The organism is Burkholderia sp. THE68 (assembly GCF_009938265.1).
Classification (GTDB): Bacteria; Pseudomonadota; Gammaproteobacteria; order Burkholderiales; family Burkholderiaceae; genus Caballeronia.
The window spans coordinates 949,489-974,274 of the sequence record NZ_AP022319.1; the positions used below are offsets into that span (position 1 = coordinate 949,489).

General features: G+C 65.4%; 19 protein-coding genes and 1 pseudogene. 10 read left to right on the forward strand and 10 right to left on the reverse strand.

Going from position 1 to position 24,786, the window contains the following annotated elements:
• Entirely contained in the window at positions 1-690 is a 690-nt protein-coding gene (locus tag BTHE68_RS32870; protein ID WP_162070435.1) for a DotU family type IV/VI secretion system protein, read from the forward strand.
• The gene (locus BTHE68_RS32875; protein WP_162070436.1) at positions 687-4,556 is read left to right on the forward strand and encodes a type VI secretion protein IcmF/TssM N-terminal domain-containing protein; all 3,870 of its coding nucleotides are present in this window, start codon (positions 687-689) and stop codon (positions 4,554-4,556) included. The genes BTHE68_RS32870 and BTHE68_RS32875 overlap by 4 nt, the downstream gene beginning before the upstream one ends.
• Positions 4,557-4,577: 21 nt before the next feature.
• Here the strand turns inward: BTHE68_RS32875 and tssA are convergent, their stop codons facing one another.
• From tssA to BTHE68_RS32890, 3 genes are read right to left on the reverse strand one after another with little or no spacing between them, the layout of a single operon-like run.
• A complete protein-coding gene (tssA, locus tag BTHE68_RS32880; RefSeq protein ID WP_162070437.1) occupies positions 4,578-6,164 on the reverse strand; it encodes a type VI secretion system protein TssA in 1,587 nt (528 codons plus the stop codon).
• Between the two features lie 38 nt (positions 6,165-6,202).
• Positions 6,203-6,937, reverse strand: a complete 735-nt coding sequence (locus tag BTHE68_RS32885) for a response regulator transcription factor (RefSeq protein ID WP_162070438.1) — start codon at positions 6,935-6,937, stop codon at positions 6,203-6,205.
• Positions 6,934-8,940 (reverse strand): ATP-binding protein, encoded by a 2,007-nt coding sequence (locus tag BTHE68_RS32890; RefSeq protein WP_162070439.1) that lies wholly within the window; start codon positions 8,938-8,940, stop codon positions 6,934-6,936. Before BTHE68_RS32890 ends, BTHE68_RS32885 begins: the two co-directional genes overlap by 4 nt.
• Positions 8,941-9,263: 323 nt before the next feature.
• On the opposite strand from BTHE68_RS32890, the gene BTHE68_RS32895 reads away from it, so the two are divergent.
• On the forward strand, positions 9,264-10,085 hold the full coding sequence (locus tag BTHE68_RS32895; protein ID WP_162070440.1) for an FkbM family methyltransferase: 822 nt from the start codon (positions 9,264-9,266) through the stop codon (positions 10,083-10,085).
• A gap of 16 nt (positions 10,086-10,101) precedes the next feature.
• Here BTHE68_RS32895 and BTHE68_RS32900 read toward each other — a convergent pair whose 3' ends face one another.
• Together BTHE68_RS32900 and BTHE68_RS32905 are read right to left on the reverse strand one after the other, a co-directional pair.
• Positions 10,102-11,775: a cation acetate symporter gene (locus BTHE68_RS32900; protein ID WP_162070441.1), complete on the reverse strand. Its 1,674-nt coding sequence runs from the start codon at positions 11,773-11,775 to the stop codon at positions 10,102-10,104.
• On the reverse strand, positions 11,772-12,077 hold the full coding sequence (locus BTHE68_RS32905) for a DUF485 domain-containing protein (RefSeq protein WP_162070442.1): 306 nt from the start codon (positions 12,075-12,077) through the stop codon (positions 11,772-11,774). The genes BTHE68_RS32900 and BTHE68_RS32905 overlap by 4 nt, the downstream gene beginning before the upstream one ends.
• 323 nt (positions 12,078-12,400) lie before the next feature.
• Here BTHE68_RS32905 and BTHE68_RS32910 point away from each other — a divergent pair, with 323 nt between their 5' ends.
• Complete coding sequence (locus BTHE68_RS32910) at positions 12,401-13,072, forward strand: ferredoxin reductase domain-containing protein (protein ID WP_162070443.1); 672 nt, start codon at positions 12,401-12,403, stop codon at positions 13,070-13,072.
• On the opposite strand, the gene BTHE68_RS32915 is transcribed toward BTHE68_RS32910, so the two are convergent.
• Entirely contained in the window at positions 13,073-13,588 is a 516-nt protein-coding gene (locus BTHE68_RS32915; protein WP_162070444.1) for a GNAT family N-acetyltransferase, read from the reverse strand. It lies immediately after the preceding gene.
• Positions 13,589-13,654: 66 nt separating this feature from the next.
• Entirely contained in the window at positions 13,655-14,494 is an 840-nt protein-coding gene (locus tag BTHE68_RS32920) for an alpha/beta hydrolase (protein ID WP_162070445.1), read from the reverse strand.
• A gap of 449 nt (positions 14,495-14,943) precedes the next feature.
• Here BTHE68_RS32920 and BTHE68_RS32925 point away from each other — a divergent pair, with 449 nt between their 5' ends.
• From BTHE68_RS32925 to BTHE68_RS32950, 6 genes and pseudogenes are all read left to right on the forward strand, one after another.
• Positions 14,944-16,164, forward strand: coding sequence for a glycosyltransferase family 4 protein (locus BTHE68_RS32925; RefSeq protein WP_162070446.1), 1,221 nt, complete (start codon positions 14,944-14,946; stop codon positions 16,162-16,164).
• Positions 16,165-16,896: 732 nt separating this feature from the next.
• Positions 16,897-17,601 (forward strand): annotated as a pseudogene (locus BTHE68_RS32930) (GNAT family N-acetyltransferase); the annotation flags it as partial.
• Between the two features lie 172 nt (positions 17,602-17,773).
• Positions 17,774-18,832: an ABC transporter substrate-binding protein gene (locus BTHE68_RS32935; RefSeq protein ID WP_232078189.1), complete on the forward strand. Its 1,059-nt coding sequence runs from the start codon at positions 17,774-17,776 to the stop codon at positions 18,830-18,832.
• Positions 18,829-19,668, forward strand: a complete 840-nt coding sequence (locus BTHE68_RS32940) for an ABC transporter ATP-binding protein (RefSeq protein ID WP_162070448.1) — start codon at positions 18,829-18,831, stop codon at positions 19,666-19,668. Before BTHE68_RS32935 ends, BTHE68_RS32940 begins: the two co-directional genes overlap by 4 nt.
• An 87-nt stretch (positions 19,669-19,755) precedes the next feature.
• The gene (locus BTHE68_RS32945; RefSeq protein ID WP_162070961.1) at positions 19,756-20,523 is read left to right on the forward strand and encodes an ABC transporter permease; all 768 of its coding nucleotides are present in this window, start codon (positions 19,756-19,758) and stop codon (positions 20,521-20,523) included.
• The gene (locus BTHE68_RS32950) at positions 20,516-21,343 is read left to right on the forward strand and encodes a type 2 periplasmic-binding domain-containing protein (RefSeq protein ID WP_162070449.1); all 828 of its coding nucleotides are present in this window, start codon (positions 20,516-20,518) and stop codon (positions 21,341-21,343) included. The genes BTHE68_RS32945 and BTHE68_RS32950 overlap by 8 nt, the downstream gene beginning before the upstream one ends.
• A gap of 667 nt (positions 21,344-22,010) precedes the next feature.
• On the opposite strand, the gene BTHE68_RS32955 is transcribed toward BTHE68_RS32950, so the two are convergent.
• From BTHE68_RS32955 to tauA, 3 genes are read right to left on the reverse strand one after another with little or no spacing between them, the layout of a single operon-like run.
• Entirely contained in the window at positions 22,011-22,862 is an 852-nt protein-coding gene (locus tag BTHE68_RS32955) for an ABC transporter permease subunit (RefSeq protein WP_162070450.1), read from the reverse strand.
• The gene (locus tag BTHE68_RS32960) at positions 22,859-23,638 is read right to left on the reverse strand and encodes a taurine ABC transporter ATP-binding protein (protein WP_162070451.1); all 780 of its coding nucleotides are present in this window, start codon (positions 23,636-23,638) and stop codon (positions 22,859-22,861) included. The genes BTHE68_RS32955 and BTHE68_RS32960 overlap by 4 nt, the downstream gene beginning before the upstream one ends.
• Positions 23,635-24,669: a taurine ABC transporter substrate-binding protein gene (gene tauA / locus BTHE68_RS32965; protein ID WP_162070452.1), complete on the reverse strand. Its 1,035-nt coding sequence runs from the start codon at positions 24,667-24,669 to the stop codon at positions 23,635-23,637. Before tauA ends, BTHE68_RS32960 begins: the two co-directional genes overlap by 4 nt.
• Positions 24,670-24,786: the final 117 nt, after the last annotated feature.

Sequence of the window (24,786 nt, forward strand, 5' to 3'; positions counted from 1 at the left end):
GTGACACTCGCCGATACCCTCATTCCCCTTTTCGCGCAGGTGCGCGCGTTCGCGGCAGCGCCGATGGGCGACGCGGCGAGCCTGACCGCGCAACTCGACGGCGCGATCGCGACCGCGCGTCAGCGCGCGCACGACGCGGGCTTTTCGCAAACCGACATCGACGAGGCGCTGTTCGCCTTCAACGCGTGGGCCGACGAACTGCTGCTCACCACGCGCTGGGAAGGCGCGGCGCAATGGCAGCGTCATCTGCTGCAGCGCCGCTACTCGAACGTGACCAACGCGGGCGTCGTGTTCTACGAGCGCCTCGCGCAACTCACGCCCGCGCAACTGGCGGTGCGCGAAGTGTTCTATCTGTGTCTCGCGCTCGGCTTCGGCGGGCGCTATGCGTACGACCGCAACCAGAAGACGCTCACCGACATCCGCCGCACCAATCTCGCGATGCTGCTGCCCGACGCCGACCAGCTCGGCGCGTCGGCGCGCGCGTTCCTGTTTCCGGACGGCTATCACGTCGCGGGCGATGCAGCCGCGGCGGCTGGCGCAGGCGTGCGCGCGCGTTTCGCCACGCGTCTCACGCGCGGCAAGCTGACCGCCATCCTGTTACCGCTGTTCCTGCTGGCGGCGCTGTACGGCGTGTATCACACCGTCGTCGCGCAGTCCGTCGATACGCTTCTCTCGCAGATACATCCATGAAAACGCTGGGCATCGCATTGCTGTGGCTGTTGACGCTGATCGTCGTGGCGCTGGTCAGCTGGGGCGTCGTCCTCTATTTCGGCTGGCCGCTGTGGGTCGCGCTGGCGATTTTCGTCGGCGTGTTCGCGCTGTACTTCTTCGTGACGTTCGCGCGCCGCATGATCGTGATGATGCGTTCGCGCAGCCGCCTCGCGGCGCAGAGCGCCGCCATCCACGTCGAGGCGCCGGCGGCGTCGCCGGAAACGCTCTTGCGGCGCAAGTGGAAGGCCGCCGTCGCGACGCTGCGCCAGTCGAATCTGCGCAGCCAGGGCGATCCGCTCTACGCGCTGCCGTGGTTCATGGTCGTGGGGCAATCGGGCACCGGCAAGACCACCGCGCTCACGCGCGCGCGGCTCTCGTCGCCGATCCAGAAGATCAGCCAGCAGGCGAGCATCGGGCAGACCGCCAACTGCGACTGGTGGTATTTCGACCGCGCCGTGGTGATCGATTGCGCGGGCCGCTACGTGCAGGCGGAGGACGTCGAACAGGATCGCCGCGAATGGGAACTCGGGCTCGATCTGCTCGGCCGTTACCGTCCGCGCGAAGGCCTCGACGGACTCGTGCTCGCGGTGAGCGCGGACCGGCTCATGCAGCCCGACGCCGATACCTTCGCCGATGAAGGACGCATCGTGCGCGCGCGCATCGAGCAGTTGATCCGCATGTTCGGCAAGCGCTTTCCGGTGTATGTGCTGGTCACCAAATGCGACCGTCTGTACGGCTTCGAGGAATGGGCGAAGACGCTGCCCGCCGACGCGCTCGGTCAGGCGATGGGCTATCTCGCCGACGAAAGCGACGCGGATGGATCAGGCGAAACCGCGTTCGTCGCGCGCGCGTTCGATTCGATCGGTGCGCGCTTGCAGGCGCTGCGTCTCGCGATCGTCTCGCGCGAGGCGCAGCCCTCGCCTGCGTTGCTGATGTTCCCGAACGAACTCGAACAATTGCGCGCCGGCCTCGGGATGTTTCTCGGCACCTGCCTCGCCGACAGCCCGTATCTCGAACGGCCGCTGTTGCGCGGCATCTTCTTCAGCAGCGGCCAGCAGGAAGGCGGCGCGATGTCGGCGCTGATGGGTTCGGTGCTGCCCGCCTCGCCGCCGCATGCGAGCGACACGGCGGGTGTGTTCCTGCACGACTTCTTCGGCCGCATCCTGCCGCAGGACCGCAACGCCGCGAAGCCAGCCATGCTCGTGCATCACTGGAAGCGGGTCACGCAGAGCGTGGGCGTCATCGCGTGGGTGTTGCTCGTCGCGATGTTCGGCATCCTGCTGTCGGTGTCCTTCGCCGGCAACAAACAGACGCTCGCCCTGGTGCAGAGCGCGCGGCCGGACAAGGTCGCGCTGAATGGCAACCTGTTCCACGACGCCGCCGCGCTCACGTATTCCAACGACGTGCTGATGCAGGTCGCGCAGAACGACCGGCGCTGGATGTCGGGGCTGCTCGGCAATGGCGCGGGACTCGCGTCGCTCGAAGCGCGTCTGCATGATGTGTTCGTGCAGCAATACCGGCAAGCGATTCAGCCCGCTGCGGACCAGAGCCAGCAGACGGCGCTGGCGGCATCGGTGGGACAGGCGGGGCCGCCGGTCGAGCAGGCGGGACAACTGCTGAATCTCGCGCGCTCGATCGCGTTGTTGCGGGCGCGCATGGGCGGCGCGAACCGCGCGACGCTCGAAGCGATGCCGCAGCCGGTCGCCACTTCGCTCTATCCGGCGCAGCTCAACGCCCAGATGAATCCGCTCACGGTCTCGTATCTGGTCTGGTCGCCGAACGACGCCGGTTATCTCCAGGAGCGCCTGAAGAACCAGCGCGCGCTACTTGATCAGGCCGTCGCTGCCGATCCGCAGATGACCTGGCTCGTCGGCCTCGTGCCGGACGGCGGCGAACTCGCGCCGGTGCGCGCGTCCGACTTCTGGGGCGGCAACGCGCAACCCGCGAACGCAATGGCCGATGCCGGCATGCGCTCGGCCAGAGGCAGCGTGATCGGGGCAAGCGTAGCGAGCGTCGCGAGCACGCCCGATGCGACGGTTCCGGCGGTCTATACCGTCGCGGGCCGTCAGGCGCTCGACGCACTCGCGAAGCAGATTCGCGCGGCGGTCAGCGATCCTGAGCAATTCGACCGGCAGCGTGCGTCCTTCGACGACTGGTATCGCACCCGGCGCGTGCTGGCATGGCAGAACTTCGTCGAGGCCTTCACGAACGGCGCCGCGCCGTATTCGGGCGAAGCGGGCTGGCGTTCCGCGCTCGGCATCGTCAGCGGGCCGGCGAGTCCGTATTTCCGCCTGATCGCGCGGATCAACGAGGAGTTCGACGGCGAACGCGCCGACGCGCCGCTGCCCGGCTGGATCGTCCTCGCGCGGCAGTTTCAGCAGGTGCGCGAACAGGCGACGCGCATGGGCGCGGCGAATCAGGCCGTCAAGGTGGCGGGCGCGATCAACGCGGTCGGCGCGACGGCGCTCAAGGACGTGCTCTCCGGCGCGCCCCAACGCGGCGGTCAGGCCGTGACCAACAACCTCGGCGCGGTCGATGCACTGACGCTCTATCTCGCCGGACTGAACAAGCTCGCCATCGACAGCGGCGCGGGCAGCGGCAAGAACTATCAGCTTGCCGCGGACTTCGCGCAGTTCGCGACGAGCGCGCAACCGCAGCCTTCGGAGATGATGAGCGCGCTGCAACCGCTCACGCAGTTGCGCACGCTGATCGGCACCGGCGACGGCTCGGACATGCTGACATGGCGTCTGATCCGCGGTCCGTTCGATTTCCTAGCGGCGTATGTCGAGCAGCAGGCTTCGTGCGAATTGCAGCGCGGCTGGGAATCGGGCGTGGTGTATCCGCTGCAGGGCGCGACCGACAAGAGCGCGGCGATCGACCAGCTGTTCGGCGCGAAGGGCGCGGTCTGGGCCTTCGCCGATGGCGCGGCCAAGCCGTTCCTCACGCGCAATGCGAGCCGTTACGAGATCGTGGAGACGCAGGGTTTCAGCGTGCCGTTCACGTCGACCTTCGTGCCGATGCTCAACGGCGCGTTCGGACGCCAGCTCGCGCAGCAGCAATCGGCTGCGCGCAGCGCGGCGGACAAGCAGGCGCAGCAGCTTCAGGCGCAGAAGGCGCAACTGGACGCACAGCAGGCGCTCGATCAGCTCGACCGCACGCTCGCGACGGCCAAGCAGCAGGCCGATGCGGCCCGAGCGCTGACGGTGCCGCTCACGCTCACGGCGCAGCCGACCAACGTCAATGCCGACGCACAGGCGAAACCCTACGCGACGATCCTCACCGTGCAGTGCGCGGCGGGCGTGCAGACGCTGAACAACTACAACTTCCCGGTCAGCACGAGCTTTGCGTGGACAGCGGGGCAGTGCGGCGATACGCGCTTGCAGATCAAGATCGGCAATCTGACCTTGAACCGCAATTACGCTGGGCCGCTGGGTGTCGCAGCGTTCCTGAAGGATTTCGCGGATGGGCAGCGCCAGTTCACGGCCGCCGATTTCCCCGCGAGCGAGAGCGCGCTGAAGGCGCTCAACGTGCAGACGCTGACAGTGAGTTTCGCGGTGACGGGCGGCGATCAGGTGACGGACGCCGCGCATCGGATCGAGGTCTACGAGACGCTGCAGAAGACCACCGCGCAACAGAAGCAGCAGATTCAGGACGCGCAGGCGCAGCGTCAGCAGATGAACATCGTCGATCAGCTCGCGGTGATGAGTCCTGGCATGCCGCCGCTGCCGGCGATCGTGCCGACGGTGGCGGGCAATCCGGTCACGCTGGCGGAACTGGGTTTGCCGGCGACGATCGGCGCGTGCTGGCGCGGTCAGACGCCAGCGATGATGATGACGGGGCTTTGAGGGCGGCGCGCCCTCGGCCCATCACGTAATCAAGCGCACCGCGATCCCCACGTCCAGCGGCGCGATGCGCGCGAGCAGCGCCGCCGTTTCCGCTTCGTTCTGATCGTTGCGGCTCAGGATCGCGTAGGCGGCGCGCAGCGCGTCGGCGGTGAGTTCCGGGTCCCACGACGCCACGCCGTAGCGATCGACTTCCTCCACCAGCGCGCGCGCGAAGGCATCGAGCCGCGCGCCCGGACGATGCTCCAGCAGCAGATCGCACAACGCAGTGCGCAGCCGCAGACGCGTGCCGACGGCGGCGGTCTTGTCGATCGCGTCCTGCAGGCATTGCGCGGCGGCGCGCAGATCGTTGTCGGCGGCAAGCGCTCGCGCCCGCGAGAGCACCGCGAGGAGCGGGTCCGGCGCGGCGGCCGCGCCCGCATCGCCGCCCGAAGACGCCAGCGAGCCCAGCCATTGCACCGTATCGGCGTTCGCGAACGGCACGCCATTGGCGAATTTCAGCCGCTCGATGCCGTCCATCCGCGCAACGAACTTCGCGGTCTCGCCGCAGACTTCGCGACGCGCGGCGCTCCACGCATCGCCGAGCTGGGCGAGCGCGGTCGCGGCGGCATAGTTCAGATCGAGCCAGAACGGATACGTCAGCACTTGCGTTTCCGCAAAGCCGACGATATCCCCATGCGCCGCGCGCGATTGCAGATTGCGCAACGCATCCTGTAACGGGGGAATCGGGCCGGGCAGTTGCGTGTCGGAGCCTTGGGCGTTCGGCGCGCGCTCGATGCCGGCCCACACGCCGATGCGGCGCAGCCGGAAGCCGAGCGCGCTCGATGGATCGTTCTGCGCGTACCAGGTGCCGATGGCGGCGAGCCGGTCGAGCGCTTCGTCGGTGGCGCGGCTGGCGCCATCGGATGAATCGACGGCGAGGGGTGCGAGTGGATCGGCCTGTATCGGAGGCGCGGCCACTGGTGCCGATGCGGGCCGGGGCGCGGCGACGGGAGCCGCAGCGACGGGCTCCGGCTCGACGACAGCTTCTGACACAGCCACAACCACAGGCTCAGGCTCCGGTTCGGCAACCTGCACCGTGCCGAGCAGCGCGCGCAACGGCTGCATCGACGGCGCTTCGTCGTCCTTTTCCGCGAGCACGCGATCGATCCCGGCCAGCGACGCGCGCAGGCCTTCGACGAGCGCCGCATCCTGCGGCGGCCAGCTCGACCAGTCGTGCTCGTCGCCATGCGCGCGAACGCGATCGATCAGCCATTGAATCGCGTTGCGCCGCGCCCGCAGCCGCGCGACCGGCGGATAAAGCCCTTCCCAATGCGTCGCGAGCAGCCCTTCCAGCGCCTGCGCGCCGTCGCTCAGACCGGCGAGTCCGCGTGTGATCAAGAGCGCGCCCGTCAGATAGCTCGCGACGAGAATGTCCTTGCCCTTGCCGGCGAGCAGCGCGGACGACAGCTTCACCACCTGTTCCCAGTCCGGCGAACCGCTCGCGGCCGGATTGGTCAGCTTCGCGATTTCGTTTTGCAGCAGCTCGAAGTCGGGATCGTCGCGCACGTCGACGCCGCAAGGCTGCGCCTCGCTGATGGGTTGCGTACCAAGGCTCTTGAAATCGGTCACGGGTTTCTTTGCATGCGGTTGAGAGGGATGGGACGCGCTCAGGTCCACAGATGTTCGATGTCGGTGTCGAAGATATAGCCCGCGCCGCGCTCGGTGCGCAGCAGCGCCGGCTTTTTCGGGTCGATCTCGATCTTGCGCCGCAGCCGCAGGATCTGCACGTCGATGGCGCGATCGTAAATGTCGTCGAAGGCGCGCGTGCTTTCGAGCAGCTTTTCGCGCGTGATGATACGCCCCGGCGCGCTCAGGAAGGTGACGAGCAGATTGAATTCCGAATTGGTGAGCGGCACCGCGGACTGATCGGCGGAACTCAGGCGGCGCGTGTTCAGGTTCAGCGTCCAGCCCGCGAAGCGATACGCGTTCGGCAGCTTGCCGCGCGTGAGCGGCGCGGCCGACGCCGCTCCCGCGCGACGCATCACCGCGCGCATGCGCGCCAGCACTTCCCGCAGCGAAAACGGCTTGACGATGTAGTCGTCCGCGCCGAGTTCGAGTCCCATCACGAGATCGGCTTCGTCGTTGCGGCCCGTGATGTACATGATCGGCACCTGCGCCTGTTCGCGCCAGCGGCGCGCGAGGTCGGTGCCGTCGCCGTCGGGCAGGCCGAGATCGAGCAGCACGAGGTCGTAGCGTTTGGCGGCGAACACGCTGAGCGCCTCCTGAGCGGTCGCCGCGCCGTCGGCCTTGTAGCCGTGCCCGGAAAGATATTCGATCAGCAGGATACGCATCGAATGATCGTCGTCGACGACGAGGATGCTGTGTTGCGGCTGCAAGCTCATGACAGGTCCTTCAGGGCGGTTGCGGCGGCGCGTGCGAGGGCCTCGCGCTCGATGGGTCGGTTCAGGACGACGACGCGCGCGGCGAATGCGATATCGCTCGCAGGCAGGCTGTCGGAGGCGGCGAGCACGAGCGCGGGTTCGTCGTCGGCGTGCGCGGCTTCGTCGAGCGCTTCGTCGGCGTCGGCGTAACCGAGCGGCTCGAAGCCCATTTCCGCGAGCCAGTCCTCGCAGCGTTCGCGCGATTCGGGATCGGCGTCGATCAGCATCACGCGTTCGCCGTGGCCGATCGGTTCGGCAGGATCGAAGCGCTGCTCCGCCGCCGGCGCCTTCGTCAGCAACGGCAGCACGAGACGAAAGCGCGTGCCGCCCGGCCCGGTCTCGATCGCGACGCCACCCTGATGTTCGCAGGCCACGCCCGCGACGATCGCGAGACCGAGGCCCGAGCCGCCGCCCTTCGCCCGCACGGAGAAGAACGGCTCGAACAGATGTTGCAGATGTTCGGCGGGAATGCCCGGGCCATCGTCTTCGACGTCCACCCACGCGATGGCGCCGGGCGGCGCGTCGCCGACGGCGAGCGGTCCGGTCATCGACGGCGCGCTGCCGGCGCGCAGCACCACGCGGGAGCGCGCCGCGAGGCTGGCGTTGCTCGCGAGATTCAGCACGGCCCGCACGAGCTGGTTGCCGTGCGCGGCGACGAACAGGCGGCCATCCGCCGGCTCGAATTCGATGACGACGCCGTTGCGGCACAGCGGCCGCGCGAGCGCGATGCTCTCGCGCACGATCGACATCAGGTCGAGCGATTCGCGCACACGGTCGCCGCGCCGCGCCGCCAGCAGGATTTCCTCGGTGAGTTCGTAACCGCGCGCCGATGCGGCCTGCACTTCGCGAAGCGGTTTGCGCGCGGCGGAATCGGCCGCGAGCCGGTCGCGGGCGATTTCCGCGTAGCCATCGACGGCGGCGAGGATGTTCTTGAAATCGTGCGCGACGCCGCCCGCGAGCAGCCCGAGCGACTCCATCCGGCGCGCCCGTTCCAGGCGAAGCGCGAGTTGCCGGCGCTCGCGCACGGCCACCGCGACGAAGAACGTGAGGATCGCGAGCCCGGCCATGTCGATCTGCAGATGCCATGCGCTTTCGGCGTTCTCGTAGCGATACGGCCCGAGCCGCATCAGCGTCAGGCCGACGCCGAACACCGCGGCGGTCGCGACGGTCGTCGCGGCGGCGGCCAGTCCGCCGTAAATCGCGATGCCCGCCAGCAACAGCGAGACGACGGCGCGTTGCACCTGTTCCGACACCTGCAACGCCGCCGCGGCGACCAGCAACGCGACCACCGCGAGGCTGCACGCGAGCGCGATCAGCGGTTCGGCGTTGCGTGCGCTGTTCGCGCTGGTCGCGGCCGTGGCGAGACGCGCGCGCCAGGCGAGCACCGCCGGCACCAGCACCAGCACCGCGACGCCGTTGCCGACGAACAGCGTGCGCCATTCGCGCCACCAGCCGTCGTGGCCCAGATCGCTCGCGAGCGTCGCGCCGAGCATCGAGGTTGCGCCGATGGCCGCGAGCGGAAGCAGCAGCAGGAAGCGCATCAGCGTGGCGGTCGTGACGATCGCGCCATCGGCGTCGACATAACGCCGGCCGAGCCACGCGCACAGCGCGACTTCGAGCACGTTCAGGACGCAGAAGCCCAGGTCGCTGCGCCATGACGCGCTGCTGAAATCGCCCGTTGCGGCGATTGCGACGAACATCGCGAGGAGATGGATCGGCCAGCGTCGCGGCGGCATCGGCCAAAGAATCGCGATGACGACCGCGGGCGCGGGCCACGCAATCGCCGCGAGCGTGCCGGCGCTGTCGAGATGCGCGACCGGCCGCGCGAGCAGGTAACAGAGGATGCCGAGCGCGAGCGCTTCGGCGAGCGTGCGCGTCCGGTTCGACGCGGTCACGTTCGAAGCGGGCGCGGCGCTTGCGCGAAGGAAGTTCGCCAGAAAATGCTGACGGGATGAAAGTGACATGGCCTGGCCGGGAAGCTGTTTGACAGCGTCGGAGGCGTCATCGAATGACGCGCCTTCCGTGCTTATTTCGGCACGACGCGGGAGAACTTGAATGAGGGACCGGCGCACGGCGCTTGCGGGGGACAGAACCCAGAGCTGGGCCAGCGCAGATATCTGGGCGCGGCTGTGCGGTAGCGCACATTCACGCGCAAAAAATGCCGCTTTTGGGAGTGAACGGTCGCGTAACCTCAAGATCGAAAAAAATTCGCCGGCTGCATCGGACACGCAATGCGGCCCTTTGAACCGATGAAGCAATCTCGAACGAGATCCATTCGGAGGCAAGGATGCAAGACTTTACGCGCGACTTGATCAAGCACACCGTCAAGGACATGGTGCCCCCGGTGCTCTTGCGATGGCTGCGCCCCGGCAATGCGTCGGCGGACGCCTGGGGGCCCGTCAAATACGGTCCGCATGGCTTGCGCCTTCCTGGCGGCAAGCTCTTCACGTATCGGCCCGCGATCGCCGACAGGCGCGTGTGCCGCGATATTTTCTTTCAACGTTCCTACGCGTCGGACCATCTGAGCCGCTCGCAGGAGATCGTCGACTTCTACGAGTCCAGTCCCGATCCGATCATCGTCGACGCCGGGGCCAATATCGGCGCGGCGTCGGTCTGGTTCGCCCTGACCTATCCCAAGGCGAAGATCCTGGCTGTCGAGCCGGATCTATCGAACTACGAACTACTGAGCCGCAACGCGGCGTCGTTCCCGTCGATCGTGCCGGTCAACGCGGCGATCGCAGCGCACAGCGGAAAGCTGTTTCTGACCGATCCGGGCTCGGGCGCGTGGGGTTATCGCACGGCGGAGCAACCGAGCGAGCGCTCCTATGAAGTCGACGCGCTGACGCTCGAGGAAGTGATCGCGAAAACCAGCGGTACGCCGTTCATCCTGAAGATCGACATCGAAGGCGCCGAGTCCGATCTCTTTTCACGCTACTCCGAGCAGTTGAACAGTTTTCCGCTGGTGATCATCGAGCTGCATGACTGGATGCTTCCGGGCAAGTCCAACAGCCGCAACTTCCTGCAGTGGCATATCGACATGGAACGGGACTTCGTCCACTACGGCGAGAACGTATTCTCGATTTCCAATTCGATCCTGCCACGCAGGTAAGTCGAGGCGCGCCGGTTCAGTGCTTGTCCGTGGCGCGCGCGGCGCCGATGCCCGTCATCGACCGGATGAACTGGCCGACATAGCGTTCCTGTTCGCGCTTGCCTTGCGCCGATGAATCGAGCACGGAGAACAGCCACGCGCTCGCGAATGCCAGCGTCATCGAGAAGAGGGCGGGATTGGCGTACGGGAAGATCGCGTGCGGGTGCTTGAGGATCTGCACCCAGACGGCGGGGCCGAGCACGAGCAGCGCGATCGCCGAAATCAGCCCGGTGAGCATGCCCGTCACCGCGCCGCGCGTCGTGAGGCCCTTCCAGAACATTGAAAGAAACAGCACCGGAAAGTTGGCCGATGCGGCGATCGCCAGCACGAGCCCCGACAGGAACGCGATGTTCTGATGCTCGAAGATGATGCCGAGCAGAATCGCCAGCACGCCGATGACGAGCGTGGCGATCTTCGACACGCGAATCTCCTGCGCTTCCGTGACCGCGCCCTTGCGCAATGCGTTCGCGTACAGATCGTGAGAGACGGCGGACGCACCCGAGAGCGCGAGGCCGGACACGACCGCGAGCACCGTCGCGAACGCCACCGCGGAGATGAAGCCGAGGAACAGATTGCCGCCCACCGCGCCCGCCAGATGCACGGCCACCATGTTGCTGCCGCCGATGATCTTGCCGGCTGCATCGTGGAAATCGCCGTTGGTGCCGACGATCACGATCGCGCCGAAACCGAGCAACAGGATCAGCAGATAGAAGTAGCCGATGAAGCCCGTCGCGTAGAGCACCGACTTGCGAGCCTCTTTCGCGTCGGCGACCGTGAAGAAGCGCATCAGGATGTGCGGCAGGCCAGCCGTGCCGAACATCATGCCGACGGCAAGCGACACCGCATCGACCGGATCGGAGACGAGCCCGCCCGGCGCCATGATCGACTGGCCTTTCGCGTGCGCCTTGACCGCGCCCGAGAAGAGCGCTTCGATATCGAAGCCGAACCACGCGAGCACCATGAACGCCATGAAGGTCGCGCCGCCCAGCAACAGCGCGGCCTTGATGATCTGCACCCAGGTCGTCGCGAGCATGCCGCCGAACATCACGTAGAGCACCATCAGACAGCCCACCAGCATGACGGCCGACAGATAGCTCGTCCCGAACAGCAACTGGATCAGCTTGCCCGCACCGACCATCTGCGCGACCAGATACAGGATCGCCACGGTCAGCGTGCCGCACGCTGCGGCGATCCGCACCGGGCGCTGCGCGAGCCGGTATGAAACGACATCGGCGAAGGTGTATTTGCCGAGATTGCGCAGCCGTTCCGCGATCAGAAAGAGGATGATCGGCCAGCCCGCCACGACGCCGAGCGCGTAGATCATGCCGTCGTAGCCCTTGTCGAAGATCATCGCGGAGATGCCGAGAAAGGACGCCGCCGAGACCATGTCGCCGGCGATCGCAAGGCCGTTCTGGAAGCCGGTCAGGCCACCGCCCGCCGCGTAGAAATCGGAGGCCGAGCGCGTGCGCTTCGCGGCCCAGCGCGTGATGCCGAGCGTCAGAAGAACGAACACGAAGAACATCGCGATCGCGCTCCAGTTGAGCGGACGCGCGCTCACCGGACCCGTCACGGCATCGGCGGCCATCACGGACTGCGAAGCAAGCACGAGCGTCGCGAGCGCGAGCGGAATCGTCGGGAGAAGCTTCTTCATGCGTGATGCTCCTTCAGGGTTTCGTTGAGCGCGTCGATCGAACTGTTCGCCTTGATGACGTAGACGGCAGTCAGCGTGAAGGCGAGCAGGATGAACGCGATCGCCACCGGAATGCCGAGCGTCACGGTGCCCGCGCCGATGCGCAGACCGAGCGTCGACGGAGAAAACGCGAGCAGCAGTACGAAGCTGAAGTAGGCCGTCAGCATGACGGCGGTGAGGGTCCAGGCGAGTCGCGTCTTGGTCGCGACCAGGCGTCTGAAGTCGGGGTGGAGGCGAAGCGTCTCCAACTGCTGCTCGTCCATGCATGTGTCTCCGGAAGGGATGTGTTTTCGCCAGCGCTCGGGGCGTTGGTCTTGCAACGAGCAGCCATTCTATTAATAAACCGACCGGGCGGTATGTTTATTTTGAGATGACTCTGAGAGGATTTCGTCAGCAAATCGCAGGGTTTCGAGCGTTATATTTTTAAGCGGACGCCAAACAAGGCGCTTTCGACGCACGTCATCGGTTCGTACAGCGGCCGCTGAGTATCGCCGTGACGATATGACTGGCATGCGCTCGTGTGCCTTGATCGCGCATCCGGTCCGCCCTACGCTCGACGAGAGCCGTTTTTCATACCGGAGGAGACATGCGCGACAACCTGATTCCCGTCATCGTGGGCCGGAGATGGCAAATTGCAGAGGGATACCAAGCGATCGAAATCCGCACTCGGTCAAGATCGTCGCTGCCGCCGTTCGACGAAGGAGCGTGCGTCACGCTCGCGCTCGACAGCGCGGGCGACCGGAGCAGGACGTATCCGCTGATCTCCGCGTCACCCTATGCCGATGGATACGTGGTCGGCGCAAGACAGGACACGCGCCCTGCCGGATTTCCGCTGAACGAACGGGACGAAGTATTCGCCGGCAGCCCGAAAAACGCGCCGACGATTCTCGACGATCGCGCGCGATCCATTCTTTTCGCGGGCGGGATCGGCGCTGCGTCAATCGTGGGCATCGCGAAGCGGCTGGCGTCGGCGGGGCAGAGCTTCGAGTTGCACAACTTCGCGCGATCCGCCGATCGCGCCGTGCTCCGCGATGAAATCGACGCGCTGCGCGATCACGGCAAGGTGCATCACTATTTCGATCTGTCTCACGATCTGTTCGCGCAGACGAGCGCGCACGCGCTGAGTCCGAGTCACGCGAGCACGCAGATTTATTGCAGCGGGCCGCCCGCCTTCATGGATCTGATCGGGCGCCAGGCGCGCGAATGGGTCTATGCGGCCAATATTCACAAGATCGTGCTCGGCGAGCAGACCGCATAGTCAGTCAGCGTCGCTCGTGAGGCGCAGGCACATGAGGACATCGCCGTCGCGTGTGCCGTCAGAGAAGATCGAATCGGGCTCGCATGTGAGCGTATCGAAGCCAAGCGACTGGTAGAGCTGAATGGCGATGGCGTTGTCCGCCGCCACGGTCAGATGCAATTGCGTGACCCCCGCCATTTCGTGCGCGAAGCCGATCGCTTCGGCCAGCAGTTTCCTGCTCACGCCCGCTCCCCGGCAGACCGGCGCGACATACACGCCCCAGAGATGCGCCTGATGCTCGTGTGCACGGAAGACGTTGCAGCGCACGCCCGCGATGCCGACCAGGTGTTCATCGTCGAATGCACCGAAGACGGCCTGTTTCTCCGTGAGGATCAGGCGCGCGGCGATTTCATCGAGGGAACGGTTCTTTTCGTCGTCGTAAGTCGAGGCGAACGACGAAGGCGACAACTGAAGCGCGGAAAGCCGGAGCGATTGAAAAGACTCGGCGTCGGCGGGAGTCAATGCACGCACGAACATGAGAATGCGGACGTTCCGAATAACGACGTGGAGCGGCCTTCCATTATATGAGCGCGCGCCGCGTGTTCAATGCGCGGCGATGAAGGCGGTGACATCGGCGAGAACGGGTGAAGGCGTGCCCTGCGTCGCCGCAAGCGACTTGACGATCGTGTCGTGCCCGAAGCCCGCATAACGCTTCAGTTCGACGACATCGTGATGCGCTCGTAACGCCGCGGCGAAGCGGTCGCTGTTGCGCGGATCGACATCGGTGTCCGCGGTGCCGGCGGCGAGCAGCATCGGCGGTTCGTTACCCGAAAGGAACTGGATGGGCAGCGCCTGCTGACGCAATGCGGCCGGAAAGATCACGTCCATGTGCGGATCGCTCGTCGGGATCGCGGCGTAGGGTCCCGCCAGTCCGATCATGCCCGCGAGCGAGCTCTTCGCCATGCCCTGCGCGGCCAGATAACGCGGATCCGTTGCGAGCATCGCGGCGATGTGCGCGCCCGATGAATGGCCCATCACGAAAATGCGCTTGGGATCGCCGCCGAATTCGCGCGCGTGATCGCGCGCCCAGCGCACGGCGGCGGCGGGGTCGTCGAGAAAACCGGGGAACACAGCATCGGGATAGATGCGGTAATCCGGCGTGATGGTCAGGATTCCGTGGGCGGCCAGCGCCTGCGCGACGCCACGGGCATCCGAGCGGTGACCGCTTTGCCAGCCCCCGCCATAAAAGTACACGACGACAGGCCGATCCGCGCCGGTGCGCGACTCGGGCGCGTAGACATCGAGCCGCTGACGGGGCGCCTCGCCATACGCGACGCCGTCGGCCCGTTCCTCATCGTTCTCGCGCGCGCGAGACGTGAACACGCCGGCCACGCACGCCGCCAGTGTCAGGGAAATGAAACCTCGTCTTGCCAGTGCGCGCATAGGATATCGGGGAATGGCGCACGGTCGCGCGATGAGACTGCGACGATGGCGGGCCGTCGGCCGGCTCTTTCGCAGCTTTATCATTAGACGATGCCTGAAAGCGCGCGTCCGTGCGGAAGCCATCGTATTGAGCGGTTCCTTCGTGCGGTAATTTCGTTCTCGTGCGAAGCTTTGCGCGAGAGCACGCGCGTCAGGTCAGGCAAGCAATGTTTCGCTTTGAAACAGTATTCTTGAAACATTCATTCGCTGGACTCCATTCGGGGCGGCAAAAGGCGATACGCTGATTTTCAACGCGTCGTATTAAGTATGACGAATGCATTTTCCGACCCGCTTCCCAAGGGATTTGTCGCGCCCTAGACTAATGAGCCATTCATGCATCGTGTGCTCTGACGCCTTGGTCGCGCCACTTTGGAGGCAATATCAGGGGCACTGCATCGCACGGGGATTTCGTGAAAATACTCATAGCCAACACACTTTACTTTCCGGATGAGCCGGGAGGAGCCGAGGTTTCGACGCGACTGCTCGCGGAAGGTCTGGTCAAGGCAGGCGTGGAAGTTTGCGTGGTCTGCGCGACCGGGACCGGTGTCGACCACGTGGACCACGTGAACGGCGTGAAGGTGTATCGGCTGCGTTCGATGAATCTCTACTGGCCGCATCAGCGGGAGAAGCACGGGCGTGTTGCCAAACTCATCTGGCATGCCATCGATGTGCATAACGTGATGATGTCGCGCAAGCTGTCGAGCATCATCGCGCGCGAAAAGCCGGACGTGATCAGCACCAGCAATCTGTCGTGTTTGTCCATCGATATCTGGCGACTCGCGAAGAACGCCGGCGTGCCGATCGTGCATACCGCGCGCGATTACTACCTGATGTGCCCGACCGCGATCATGTACTCGCGTGGCAAGCCGTGCATGCGCCAGTGCGGCGTCTGCTCGCTCTATGCGGAACCGAAGCGGGCGGCGTCATCACGGGTTGCGGTGGCCGTGGGCGTCAGCCGCTTCGTGCTGCAGAAGCATCTCGAGAGCGGCTATTTTTCGCGTGCCGCGCGCACGACGGTCATCCACAATTGCGTCGAGCCATTCGACGGCCCCGCTCCGCCGCCGCGCACCCGGCGCTATACGGGCGGCCCGGTGCGGCTCGGTGTGCTCGGGCGTGTGTCGCCGGAGAAAGGGCTCGAAGTGCTGCTCGAACAATTGCGCGCGGACGATACGCTGCAGTGGACGCTCGCTGTCGGCGGCGCGGGCGATGCGGATTACCTGCGTTCGCTCAAGGCGAAGTACGACGATCCGCGCATCGAGTATCTCGGGCACGTCAAGTCAGGCGAATTTTTCGGGACAATCGATATTCTCGTGGTGCCGTCGATATGGAATGAACCGTTCGGGCGCGTGACCATGGAAGCGTATTCGCATGGACTGCCGGTCGTGGCAGCGGACACGGGGGGCATTCCTGAAGTCGTCGAGCCGCGCACCGATCTCGTGTTCCAGATGGCGCGGCCCGCGACGATCATCGCGAAGCTGCGCGAGGCGGTGGCGCTGCTCGAAGATCCAGGCGTGCATGAACGTCTGCGCGAGTATGCAGGGCGTTTCGATCGCGATGCGATGGTTGCGGCTTATCTCGAGTTGTATGAGAGTGTGTTGGGGGATCATGCGGTGGAGCGGGCTGTGTGTTAGGGCTTTCGCCGGATCCCGTTAGCGTGTTGGTTTGTTAGCGTTGCCCCTGTGCGGGGCGGCAGTCACTTTCTTTGCTGCTGCAAAGAAAGTAACCAAAGAAAGCAGCTCGAGACGCCCGCGGTCACACGCAATTTGGGTGTTCTTCTCGTCGTTCGTGGGCTCAGTAGCGAGTGCCCTCGTAGGTCTAACCGGGCTTGGACCGCGCACGGTCTGACAAGCTAGTAGTTTAAGCGCGCTGGTTCAGCACGAAATGGCTTCGGCACAGCGCTACGCGCTGCCGTCGGGTATGCAAGGGAAACCATTGGTATGGATACCTTGATAAGGAAGCACATGCATCCCCGATGAACCCATCGGCCGCGAAGCGGGCCGGAGCCATTTCGTGCTGAACCAGCCGCTTACGCGGCGCGATGTGGCAGACCGTGCGCGGTCCAAGCCCGGTTAGGCCTACGAGGGCACTCGCTACTGAGCCCACGAACAACGAGAAGAACACCCAAATTGCGTATGACCGCGGGCGTATCGGGCTGCTTTCTTTGGTTACTTTCTTTGCAGCAGCAAAGAAAGTGACTGCCGCCCCGCACAGGGGCAACGCCAATAGACCGACGCGAATACGGGATCCGGCGGAAGCCCACGAGCGTGTCAAACGCTTTGACCAAGAACCTTCACATCCTTTGGCAAAAGTGCATAAGATGCTCTAGCTCGCGCGCTATAAATCCCCCTTGGAGCCCCTCACACATGCCAGGAACCAACGAATACCGTCAACCCATCGGCGATCCGGTGATCAACTGGACCCCGCGCGCACGCCCCGCGCGCATCACCATCGACGGGAAGCATTGCCGCATCGAGCCGCTCGACGTAACACGCCACGCGGCCGATCTCTTCGACGCCTACAGCCACGCGCCCGACGGCAGCGACTGGACCTACCTCTTCGTGGGCCCATTCACGGAATTCGACGCCTTCCGCGACTATCTGACAAAAGCCGCGGCATCCACCGATCCGCTCCACTACACCGTCATCGATTCCGCGAGCGGCAAGGCAGTCGGCACGCTCGCGCTGATGCGGATCGAGCCGGTGCATGGCGTCATCGAAATGGGCAGCGTCACGTTCTCGCCCTTGCTCAAACAGACGCGCATATCCACGGAAGCGCAATATCTGTTGATGCGCCATGTCTTCGATGACCTCGGCTATCGGCGCTATGAATGGAAATGCGACAGCCTGAACGCGCCGTCGCGCAAGACCGCGCTGCGGCTCGGCTTCGAGTTCGAAGGCATCTTCCGGCAGGCGATCGTCTACAAGGGCCGCAATCGCGATACGGCCTGGTACGCGATCATCGATCGCGACTGGCCGCGCATCCGGCGCGCCTTCGAACGCTGGCTCGCCGACGACAACTTCGACGCGAACGGCACCCAGCGCGCATCGCTCGCTCAACTCCGCGACGCGGACCGCGACTGAATCGAACGCGGTTTCCGTGAAATGCATTGCAGATTTCACTGCGTCAGCTAATCAGATTTGCTTCGTTTGATCGTCTCACGGCTCGCGTGAGAATGAGAGAGCACGGCGCTGCCGGTCGCGCGGCGTCGCAACTTTTCCTCTCCTGCTCCTCATCGATCCTATGAAGGCGTCTCTTTCGAAGTACCGGCTGCATGCCGTCTGCGCGGCCGCCACGCTCGTTCTCCTGGGCGGCTGCAAACCTCAGGACGAACAGGCGCAAGCATCCTCGGCCAAGGTCACGCAGACGGCGCGTCAGGAAGTGACCTACTTCAAGTATCCCGACAACCCCTCCTTCGATCTCGTCTATCTTGCCGACAAGCTCGGCTATTTCGAAGGCACGAGCACGCGGCCGAAATATGTCGGCAAGATCGCCGCGCCGCAGATCATTCCGCTCGTCGGCACGGGCGAGATCGATTTCGGCACGCGCATGGTGCCGCTCGTCATCTCCGCGATCGCAAGCGGCGCGGATATCAAGGTGGTCTCCGCAGGCGGCGAAACCTTGCCCGATGCGCCGCATATGAAGTACTTCACGCGCAAGGATTCCGGCATCCGCTCGCCGAAGGATTTCGAAGGCAAGACCGTCGCCTTCAACAGCTTCGGCGCGTGCGCGGAGTTCGTGACGAAGAAGTATCTGTCGCAGCACGGCGTGGACGTGTCGAAGGTCAACTGGCTCGTCGTGCCGGATAACCAGTCGCAGCAGGCGCTCGTCACGAAGAACGTCGATATCGCCATCATTCATCCGCCGTTCTCCGGCGCAGCCGAAGCCGATGCGCAACTGCACAAGCTCTGGAGCGACTGGGACGAGGATCACGGCCTCGGCGGCATGGCCCCCTACAGCGTGAACGGTGCGTTCGCGCGCGCCCATCCGCAGGCGGTGAAGGACTTCGTCACGGCCATCGCGCGAGCGGGCAACTGGGTCAACGCGCATCCCGACGAAGCGCGCCAGCTCACGGCGGAACGGCTCGGCATCGACGTGAAGCTGGTCGAGCGTTATGCATATGTGAAGGATCTCGTCGTGACGGAGCCGCCGATCCAGTACTACATCGACATCCTCGAACAGGCCGGCAAGATCCCGAAGGGCAAGGTGCAGGTCAAGGACGTCTACACCAACGAATACAACCCGCTCGCGAAGCAGTCGCAGGCGAGCGCGACGCCGCGCGCGAACGGACAGCCCTCATGAGCGGCGCGTTCGCGGCACGCGACAAGATCGTCGCGCGAGACTTGTCGCTCACCTATGTCAACGAGGCCACGGATACGAGCCAGACCGTGCTCGACGGCTTCGATCTGAGCGTGCGCGAGGGCGAATTTCTCGCGGTGCTCGGACCGAGCGGATGCGGCAAGTCGACCTTCCTCAACCTGCTCGCGGGCCTCACGCCGCCTACGTCCGGCTCGCTCACGGTGGATGGCGAATCCGTAAGCGCCGCGCGCCGCAAGCTCGGCTTCGTGTTTCAGGGCTATGCGCTGTTTCCGTGGCGCACGGTGCGCAGGAACGTCGAGACGGGGCTGGAGATTCGCGGCGTGAAACGCGCGCAACGACGCAGCGAGGCCGAGCGCTTTCTGCGCCTCGTCGGTCTGCTCGATTTCGCGGATCACTACCCGCATCAACTGTCAGGCGGCATGCGCCAGCGCGTGGCGATCGCGCGCGCGCTCGCCTACGGTCCCGAGATCCTGCTGATGGACGAACCCTTCGGCGCACTCGATGCCCAGACGCGCGAGTCCCTGCAGCAGGAGTTGCTCGGCATCTGGGAGCAGAGCGCCAAGACGGTCGTGTTCGTCACGCACAGCATCGACGAGGCGATCTATCTGGCCGATCGCATCGCTGTCGTGGGGCGCAGGCCGGGGCGTGTGAAGGAGATCATCGACATCGACCTGCCGCGTCCGCGTCCGGCGTCGATACGTCATGACGCGGCGTTCGTCGCGTTGCGGCAGCGCGCGTGGGCGAGCCTCAGTTCCGAACTCGGCGGCGCGCAGACCGCGCCGGACGAGCGGATCGCCGAATCATTGACGGGAGCGTGAATGGCAGAGCAAGAAACCGTGCGCAGTTTTCCGCTGCTCGCCGGAGCGAGGAAGCGTGACGCGGCAAACATCGGACGCAGGCGCGGCATGCGCCTGTCGGGCGCCATCGAGCGTTCGATCGCGCTTGTCGTGTTCGCCTTGTTGTGGGAACTGCTGCCGCGGCTTGGCATCGTGAGCACGGCGTATCTGAGTCCGCCGTCGCAGGTGGCTGTGGCCATCGCGCATCTGTTCGACAGCGGCGAGGTGTGGAAGCATCTCCGCGCGAGCGCGCTGCGCTCGATCAGCGGCCTGTTGCTGGCAGCGGCGGGCGGCGTCGCCGGTGGCTTCGCGCTCGGCTGGTTCCGGCGCGCCGAGCGCATCGTCGATCCGCTGTATCAGTTGCTGCGGCAGGTCTCCGCGTTTGCGCTGTTTCCGGTGTTCATGCTGTTTCTCGGGATCGGCGAGTCGTCGAAGATCGCCATCATCGTGTGGGCCGCGTTCTGGCCGGTGCTGCTCAACACGATCTCGGGCGTGAAACAGGTCGAGCGCGTGTTCATCGATTCGGCGCGTTCGATGGGTGCATCGCAAGGCTTCATCTTCGTGAAGGTCGTGTTGCCCGCAGCGCTGCCCGAGATACTGACCGGCATCCGGCTCGCGGGCGCGTATAGCATCACGGCGCTGGTCGCGGCGGAGATGATCGGCGCGCGTTCGGGGCTTGGGTTCTACACGCTCAATTCGCAGGAGACGTTTCAGATTCCCGATATGTACGCGGGCATCGTGCTTCTTGCGCTCTTCGGCTTGCTGATCAACAAGAGTCTTTCGCTGCTCGAACGGCGTCTTCTGCGCTGGCGCGTGGGGCTCGCGCAGAATGGCTAGGAGCGCGCTTGCAGCGGGCGTACTGGTGGTCGTTGCGCTTTCGTTCATTCCATGGCGCAAGGGCTTTGGCGATGTGCAACCGTTCGCCGCCGCGAGCGCGCGCGGCACGCTGATTGTCGCGGTGACATCGCGTCCCGCGCCGACGCTGAACGTCGGCCGTGTCGATCATTTCGCGCGCGCGCCGGATGGCTTCGCGGCCGCGCTCGCCGACGAACTCGGACGGCGTGCGGGGCTGCCTGTCACGCTGGTGCTCGCCGGTTCCGACGACGCGCGCGACGCGGTGCGATCGGGCAGGGCGGATGTCGCCATCGCGGGGCTTGCGTTCGGCGCGGACACGTCGCTTGCCTTCGCGCCGACCGCCTACACCACCGGGCGTGGCATGGCGCTCGTGCTTCGTAATGGCGCGGTGCGCGCGTGGAGCGATCTGGCGGGCCGTTCGATCTGCGCGTCGCGTGGCAATCCATTCGCGGACGATGCGGCGCGCCGCGCGCACGCCAATGTGCAGGATTACGACCGTCCGCTGGACGCGCTGCTCGCCTTTCAGGCGGGCGAATGCGCCGCGCTGGTCGACGATGAGTACGTGATCCGCAAGCTGCTCAGACAGCCGGACTGGGCCTATTACCGCAGGCTGCCGGGCACGCTCGCGCCTGCGCGCGCAGTCATCGCGACGCGCGGCGGTGATGTCGCCAGCGCGGCGTTCATCGAGCGAGCAGTGAACGACTGGCGGCGGCAACGGTGGCTCGCGACCGTGCGAGAGGATCAGGCGACGCAGCTTGCCTTCGATATGTTCAACGCGCAGAACGACTTGTATTGTCATTAGGACGGGTTGGGAACTGGGTTTGGGTTTGTCGCCGGATCCCGTTAGGGTGTTGGTTTATAAGCGTTGCCCCTGTGCGGGGCGGCAGTCACTTTCTTTGCTGCTGCAAAGAAAGTAACCAAAGAAAGCAGCTCGAGACGCCCGCGGTCACACGCAATTTGGCCACTATTCTCATTGTTCGTGGGCTCAGTAGCGAGTGCCCTCGAAGGACTTACCCGGCGTGGACCGCGCACGGTCTGACAAGCTAGTTGTTTAAGCGCGCTGGTTCAGCACGAAATAGCTTCGGCACAGCGCTGCGCGCTGCCGATGGGTATGCAAGGAAAACCGACGAAAAAAGAGAAACGCAGAAGCCCACGCAGACCCGATTAGGCCATCGGCCGCGAAGCGGGCCGGAGCTATTTCGTGCTGAACCAGTTTGTTTTGTGGCGCGATGTGGCAGACCGTGCGCGGTCCAAGCCCCAGATGGCCTTTGAGGGCACTCGCTACTGCTGTGCCAAGACTGATCGCCTGTGCCGCGGCCGGCGTGAAGTACTTTGGATGGGGATAGCTGTTTCTTTGGTTACTTTCTTTGCAGCAGCAAAGAAAGTGACTGCCGCCCCGCACAGGGGCAACGCCAATAGACCGACAAGCCAACGGGATCCGGCGAAACGCTGCGCCGCCGTCTACACCCTCACCGTCCCTTCCACGGCACAAGACGCCGCTCCACCGCGCGCATGGCAAAGTCAAAAACCCAAGCGATCGCGCCGATCAGCACGATGCCCATCACCACGACATCCGTGCGCAGAAAGCTCGATGCGTTGAGCACCATCTGCCCGAGCCCTGCCGTCGCGGCGACCATTTCGGCCGCAACAAGCGTGGTCCAGCCGAACCCGACGGCAATGCGCAGGCCCGTCAGAATCTCCGGCAACGCGGCCGGCAGCACGACATGCCACACCACTTGCCGCAAGTTCGCGCCGAGCGACCAGGCCGCATTCACCTGCTCCGCCGTTGCGCTCTTCACACCCGCACGCGCGGCCATCGCGATCGGCGCGAAGCATGCGAGCCAGATGACGACGATCTTCGCGGTTTCGTCGATGCCGAACCAGATCACGACGAGCGGCAGATACGCGAGCGGCGGCAGCGGCCGATAGAACTCCAGCGGCGGATCGAGCACGCCGCGCGCAATGCGGCTCACGCCCATCAGAATGCCGACGGGCACCGCGGTGACCACCGCGAGCGCGAACGCGCCGAACACGCGGATCGCGCTCCAGAGCAAATGCTCGGACAACGGCAGCCCGCCCTGAAGACGCCCGTGCACGGCGTCGAGAAATGCTCGCCACACCGCTTCGGGCGAAGGCAGGAACAACGGGGGAATCCAGCGGAAATGCGTCGATGCCCACCAGAGCGCGGCGATCGCGACGACGCACAGCGTGCTTGGGAGCGCGGTCGGACCCGCGCCGGGCATGCCGCGACGCCGGCGCCTCACGCGCTTCGCAGTCGCGTTGCGCGGCGTGTCGGCCAGCGCGTGAACAGGTTGCGTCATGCCGCCTCCGTTTCCGCGCGATGCAGACGGCGCGTCAGACGCTCGCGCCATTCGATGAACGCAGGCGACGATTTGACGGCGCGCGCATCGCGGTTGCGGATGTATTCGCGCGAGAACGGCAACTCGTGCACCTCCTCGATGCGCCCCGGTCCGGGCGTCATCAGCACGAGGCGCGTCGCGAGAAAGAGCGCTTCCTCGACGCTGTGCGTGATGAAGAACACGGTCTTGCGCGTGCGCGACCAGACATCGAGCACGATTTCCTGCACGTTTTCGCGCGTGAGGGCGTCGAGCGCGCCCATCGGTTCGTCCATCAGGAGGATTTCGGGATCGCTTGCGAGCGCCCGCGCGATGCCCACGCGCTGCTGCATGCCGCCCGACAGCGCGTAGATTTTCGCGTCTTCGTGCTGCGCCAGGCCGACGAGCGCGAGCGTGCGGCGCGCGATCTCGCGGCGTTCGTCGCGCTTCACGCCGCGAAAGCGCAGGCCGAGCGCGACGTTGTCGATCACGTTGAGCCACGGCATCAGCGCATGCTTCTGGAACACCACGCCGCGTTCCGCGCCGGGGCCGTCGATCGGCTCGCCGTTGAGCGTCGCGACGCCTTCGGTCGGATCGAGAAAGCCGGCGAGGCAATTGAGCAGCGTGGTCTTGCCGCATCCCGAGGCGCCCAGCGCGACGACGAACTCGCCGCTGCCGATGCGCAGATCGACGCCCTGCAACGCCGGCGTGCTCGCGCCTTCGTAGGTGACGCCGAGATTGCGGATCGAAAGCGAGGTCATTTCGCGGCCTGCTGCACGAAGCGCGGATCGACGCCCGTCGAATAATCCGCGAGCACGTTCTGAATCGTGCCCTGTTGCTTCAGGAATTGCGCCGTCGCGGTGAGCGATTGCGCCGCGCCCGACTGTTTGCCGCCACCGAGCCATGTCGGCGACGCCTGTTCGCCGGCCGACGGGAACGCGTAGAGCGCAAGGCTCGCGGGCACGTCGGCGGCGGCGGCGCCGGATTCCTGCGCGACCGCCTGCACCTGCTTCGAATCGACCGTCCATGCGGCCTTGTTGTCGCGGTACTGGGCGTCGGTGTCGGCGAGCACTTTTACGAGGCCGGACAGGAACGCGGGATTCTCCTGCGCGAACTTGCGCGACGCGACGAGGCCGTCGAAGGTCGCCTTGCCGGTTTCCTTCGCGACCTCGCCGGACGTGATCAGTACGCGGCCATTCTGTTTAGCCTTCGCGAGCACCGGGTCCCAGATGTAGGTCGCGTCGATGTTGCCGCGCTCCCACGCCGCGGCCACTTCCGGCGGACGCAGATTGACGATCTTCACCGTCGACGGATCGATCCCCGCCTTCTGCAATGCGACGAGCGCATGAAAGTGCGACGTCGATACATACGGCACGCCGAGCGTCTTGCCCTTCAGATCGGCGAGTTTCGTCACGCCCGAGCCGTTGCGCGCGACAAGCGCTTCGGCGTCGTTGATGTTGTCGAGAATCCAGAACAGCGACAGATCGACACCTTGCGAAAGCCCCGCCGCGATCGGGCTGGAGCCGGCTTCGCCCACTTGTATCGAACCGGACGCGAGCGCGCGAATCACATCGGCGCCGCTGCCCAGCTTGCGGTACGTAACCTTGTAGCCGGTCGCTTTCTCGACGGCGCCGCTCGCCTGCGCGTAGCGCCACGGCACGACCATGTCCTGATAGCCGATGACGACCTCGCGCGTGTCGGCCTGCGCGTGAAGGGGCGCGAGCGCGGCGGCGCCGAGGGTGAGCGAGGCGAGGCTGACAATCAGACGACGGCGGCGAATCGAAGCTTTCATGGCGCGAAAAAGAAGAGAGAGTGAAGCGTTCGACTATAGGCACTTGGCGTGCCGCGGCTACCAATCTTTTGTGCGTAGCAAATGACGTCGCGGAAGCTTTGCTATCGCCGAAAAGCG

Coding starts and splice junctions, on each gene's coding strand:
- BTHE68_RS32890 (WP_162070439.1), bottom strand. CDS start 8,940: ATGTCACTTTCATCCCGTCAGCATTTTCTGGCGAACTTCCTTCGCGCA.
- tauA (WP_162070452.1), bottom strand. CDS start 24,669: ATGAAAGCTTCGATTCGCCGCCGTCGTCTGATTGTCAGCCTCGCCTCG.
- BTHE68_RS32910 (WP_162070443.1), top strand. CDS start 12,401: ATGCGCGACAACCTGATTCCCGTCATCGTGGGCCGGAGATGGCAAATT.
- BTHE68_RS32905 (WP_162070442.1), bottom strand. CDS start 12,077: ATGGACGAGCAGCAGTTGGAGACGCTTCGCCTCCACCCCGACTTCAGA.
- BTHE68_RS32955 (WP_162070450.1), bottom strand. CDS start 22,862: ATGACGCAACCTGTTCACGCGCTGGCCGACACGCCGCGCAACGCGACT.
- BTHE68_RS32950 (WP_162070449.1), top strand. CDS start 20,516: ATGGCTAGGAGCGCGCTTGCAGCGGGCGTACTGGTGGTCGTTGCGCTT.
- BTHE68_RS32940 (WP_162070448.1), top strand. CDS start 18,829: ATGAGCGGCGCGTTCGCGGCACGCGACAAGATCGTCGCGCGAGACTTG.
- BTHE68_RS32945 (WP_162070961.1), top strand. CDS start 19,756: ATGCGCCTGTCGGGCGCCATCGAGCGTTCGATCGCGCTTGTCGTGTTC.
- BTHE68_RS32895 (WP_162070440.1), top strand. CDS start 9,264: ATGCAAGACTTTACGCGCGACTTGATCAAGCACACCGTCAAGGACATG.
- BTHE68_RS32875 (WP_162070436.1), top strand. CDS start 687: ATGAAAACGCTGGGCATCGCATTGCTGTGGCTGTTGACGCTGATCGTC.
- BTHE68_RS32920 (WP_162070445.1), bottom strand. CDS start 14,494: ATGCGCGCACTGGCAAGACGAGGTTTCATTTCCCTGACACTGGCGGCG.
- BTHE68_RS32885 (WP_162070438.1), bottom strand. CDS start 6,937: ATGAGCTTGCAGCCGCAACACAGCATCCTCGTCGTCGACGACGATCAT.
- BTHE68_RS32915 (WP_162070444.1), bottom strand. CDS start 13,588: ATGTTCGTGCGTGCATTGACTCCCGCCGACGCCGAGTCTTTTCAATCG.
- BTHE68_RS32960 (WP_162070451.1), bottom strand. CDS start 23,638: ATGACCTCGCTTTCGATCCGCAATCTCGGCGTCACCTACGAAGGCGCG.
- BTHE68_RS32900 (WP_162070441.1), bottom strand. CDS start 11,775: ATGAAGAAGCTTCTCCCGACGATTCCGCTCGCGCTCGCGACGCTCGTG.
- BTHE68_RS32935 (WP_232078189.1), top strand. CDS start 17,774: ATGAAGGCGTCTCTTTCGAAGTACCGGCTGCATGCCGTCTGCGCGGCC.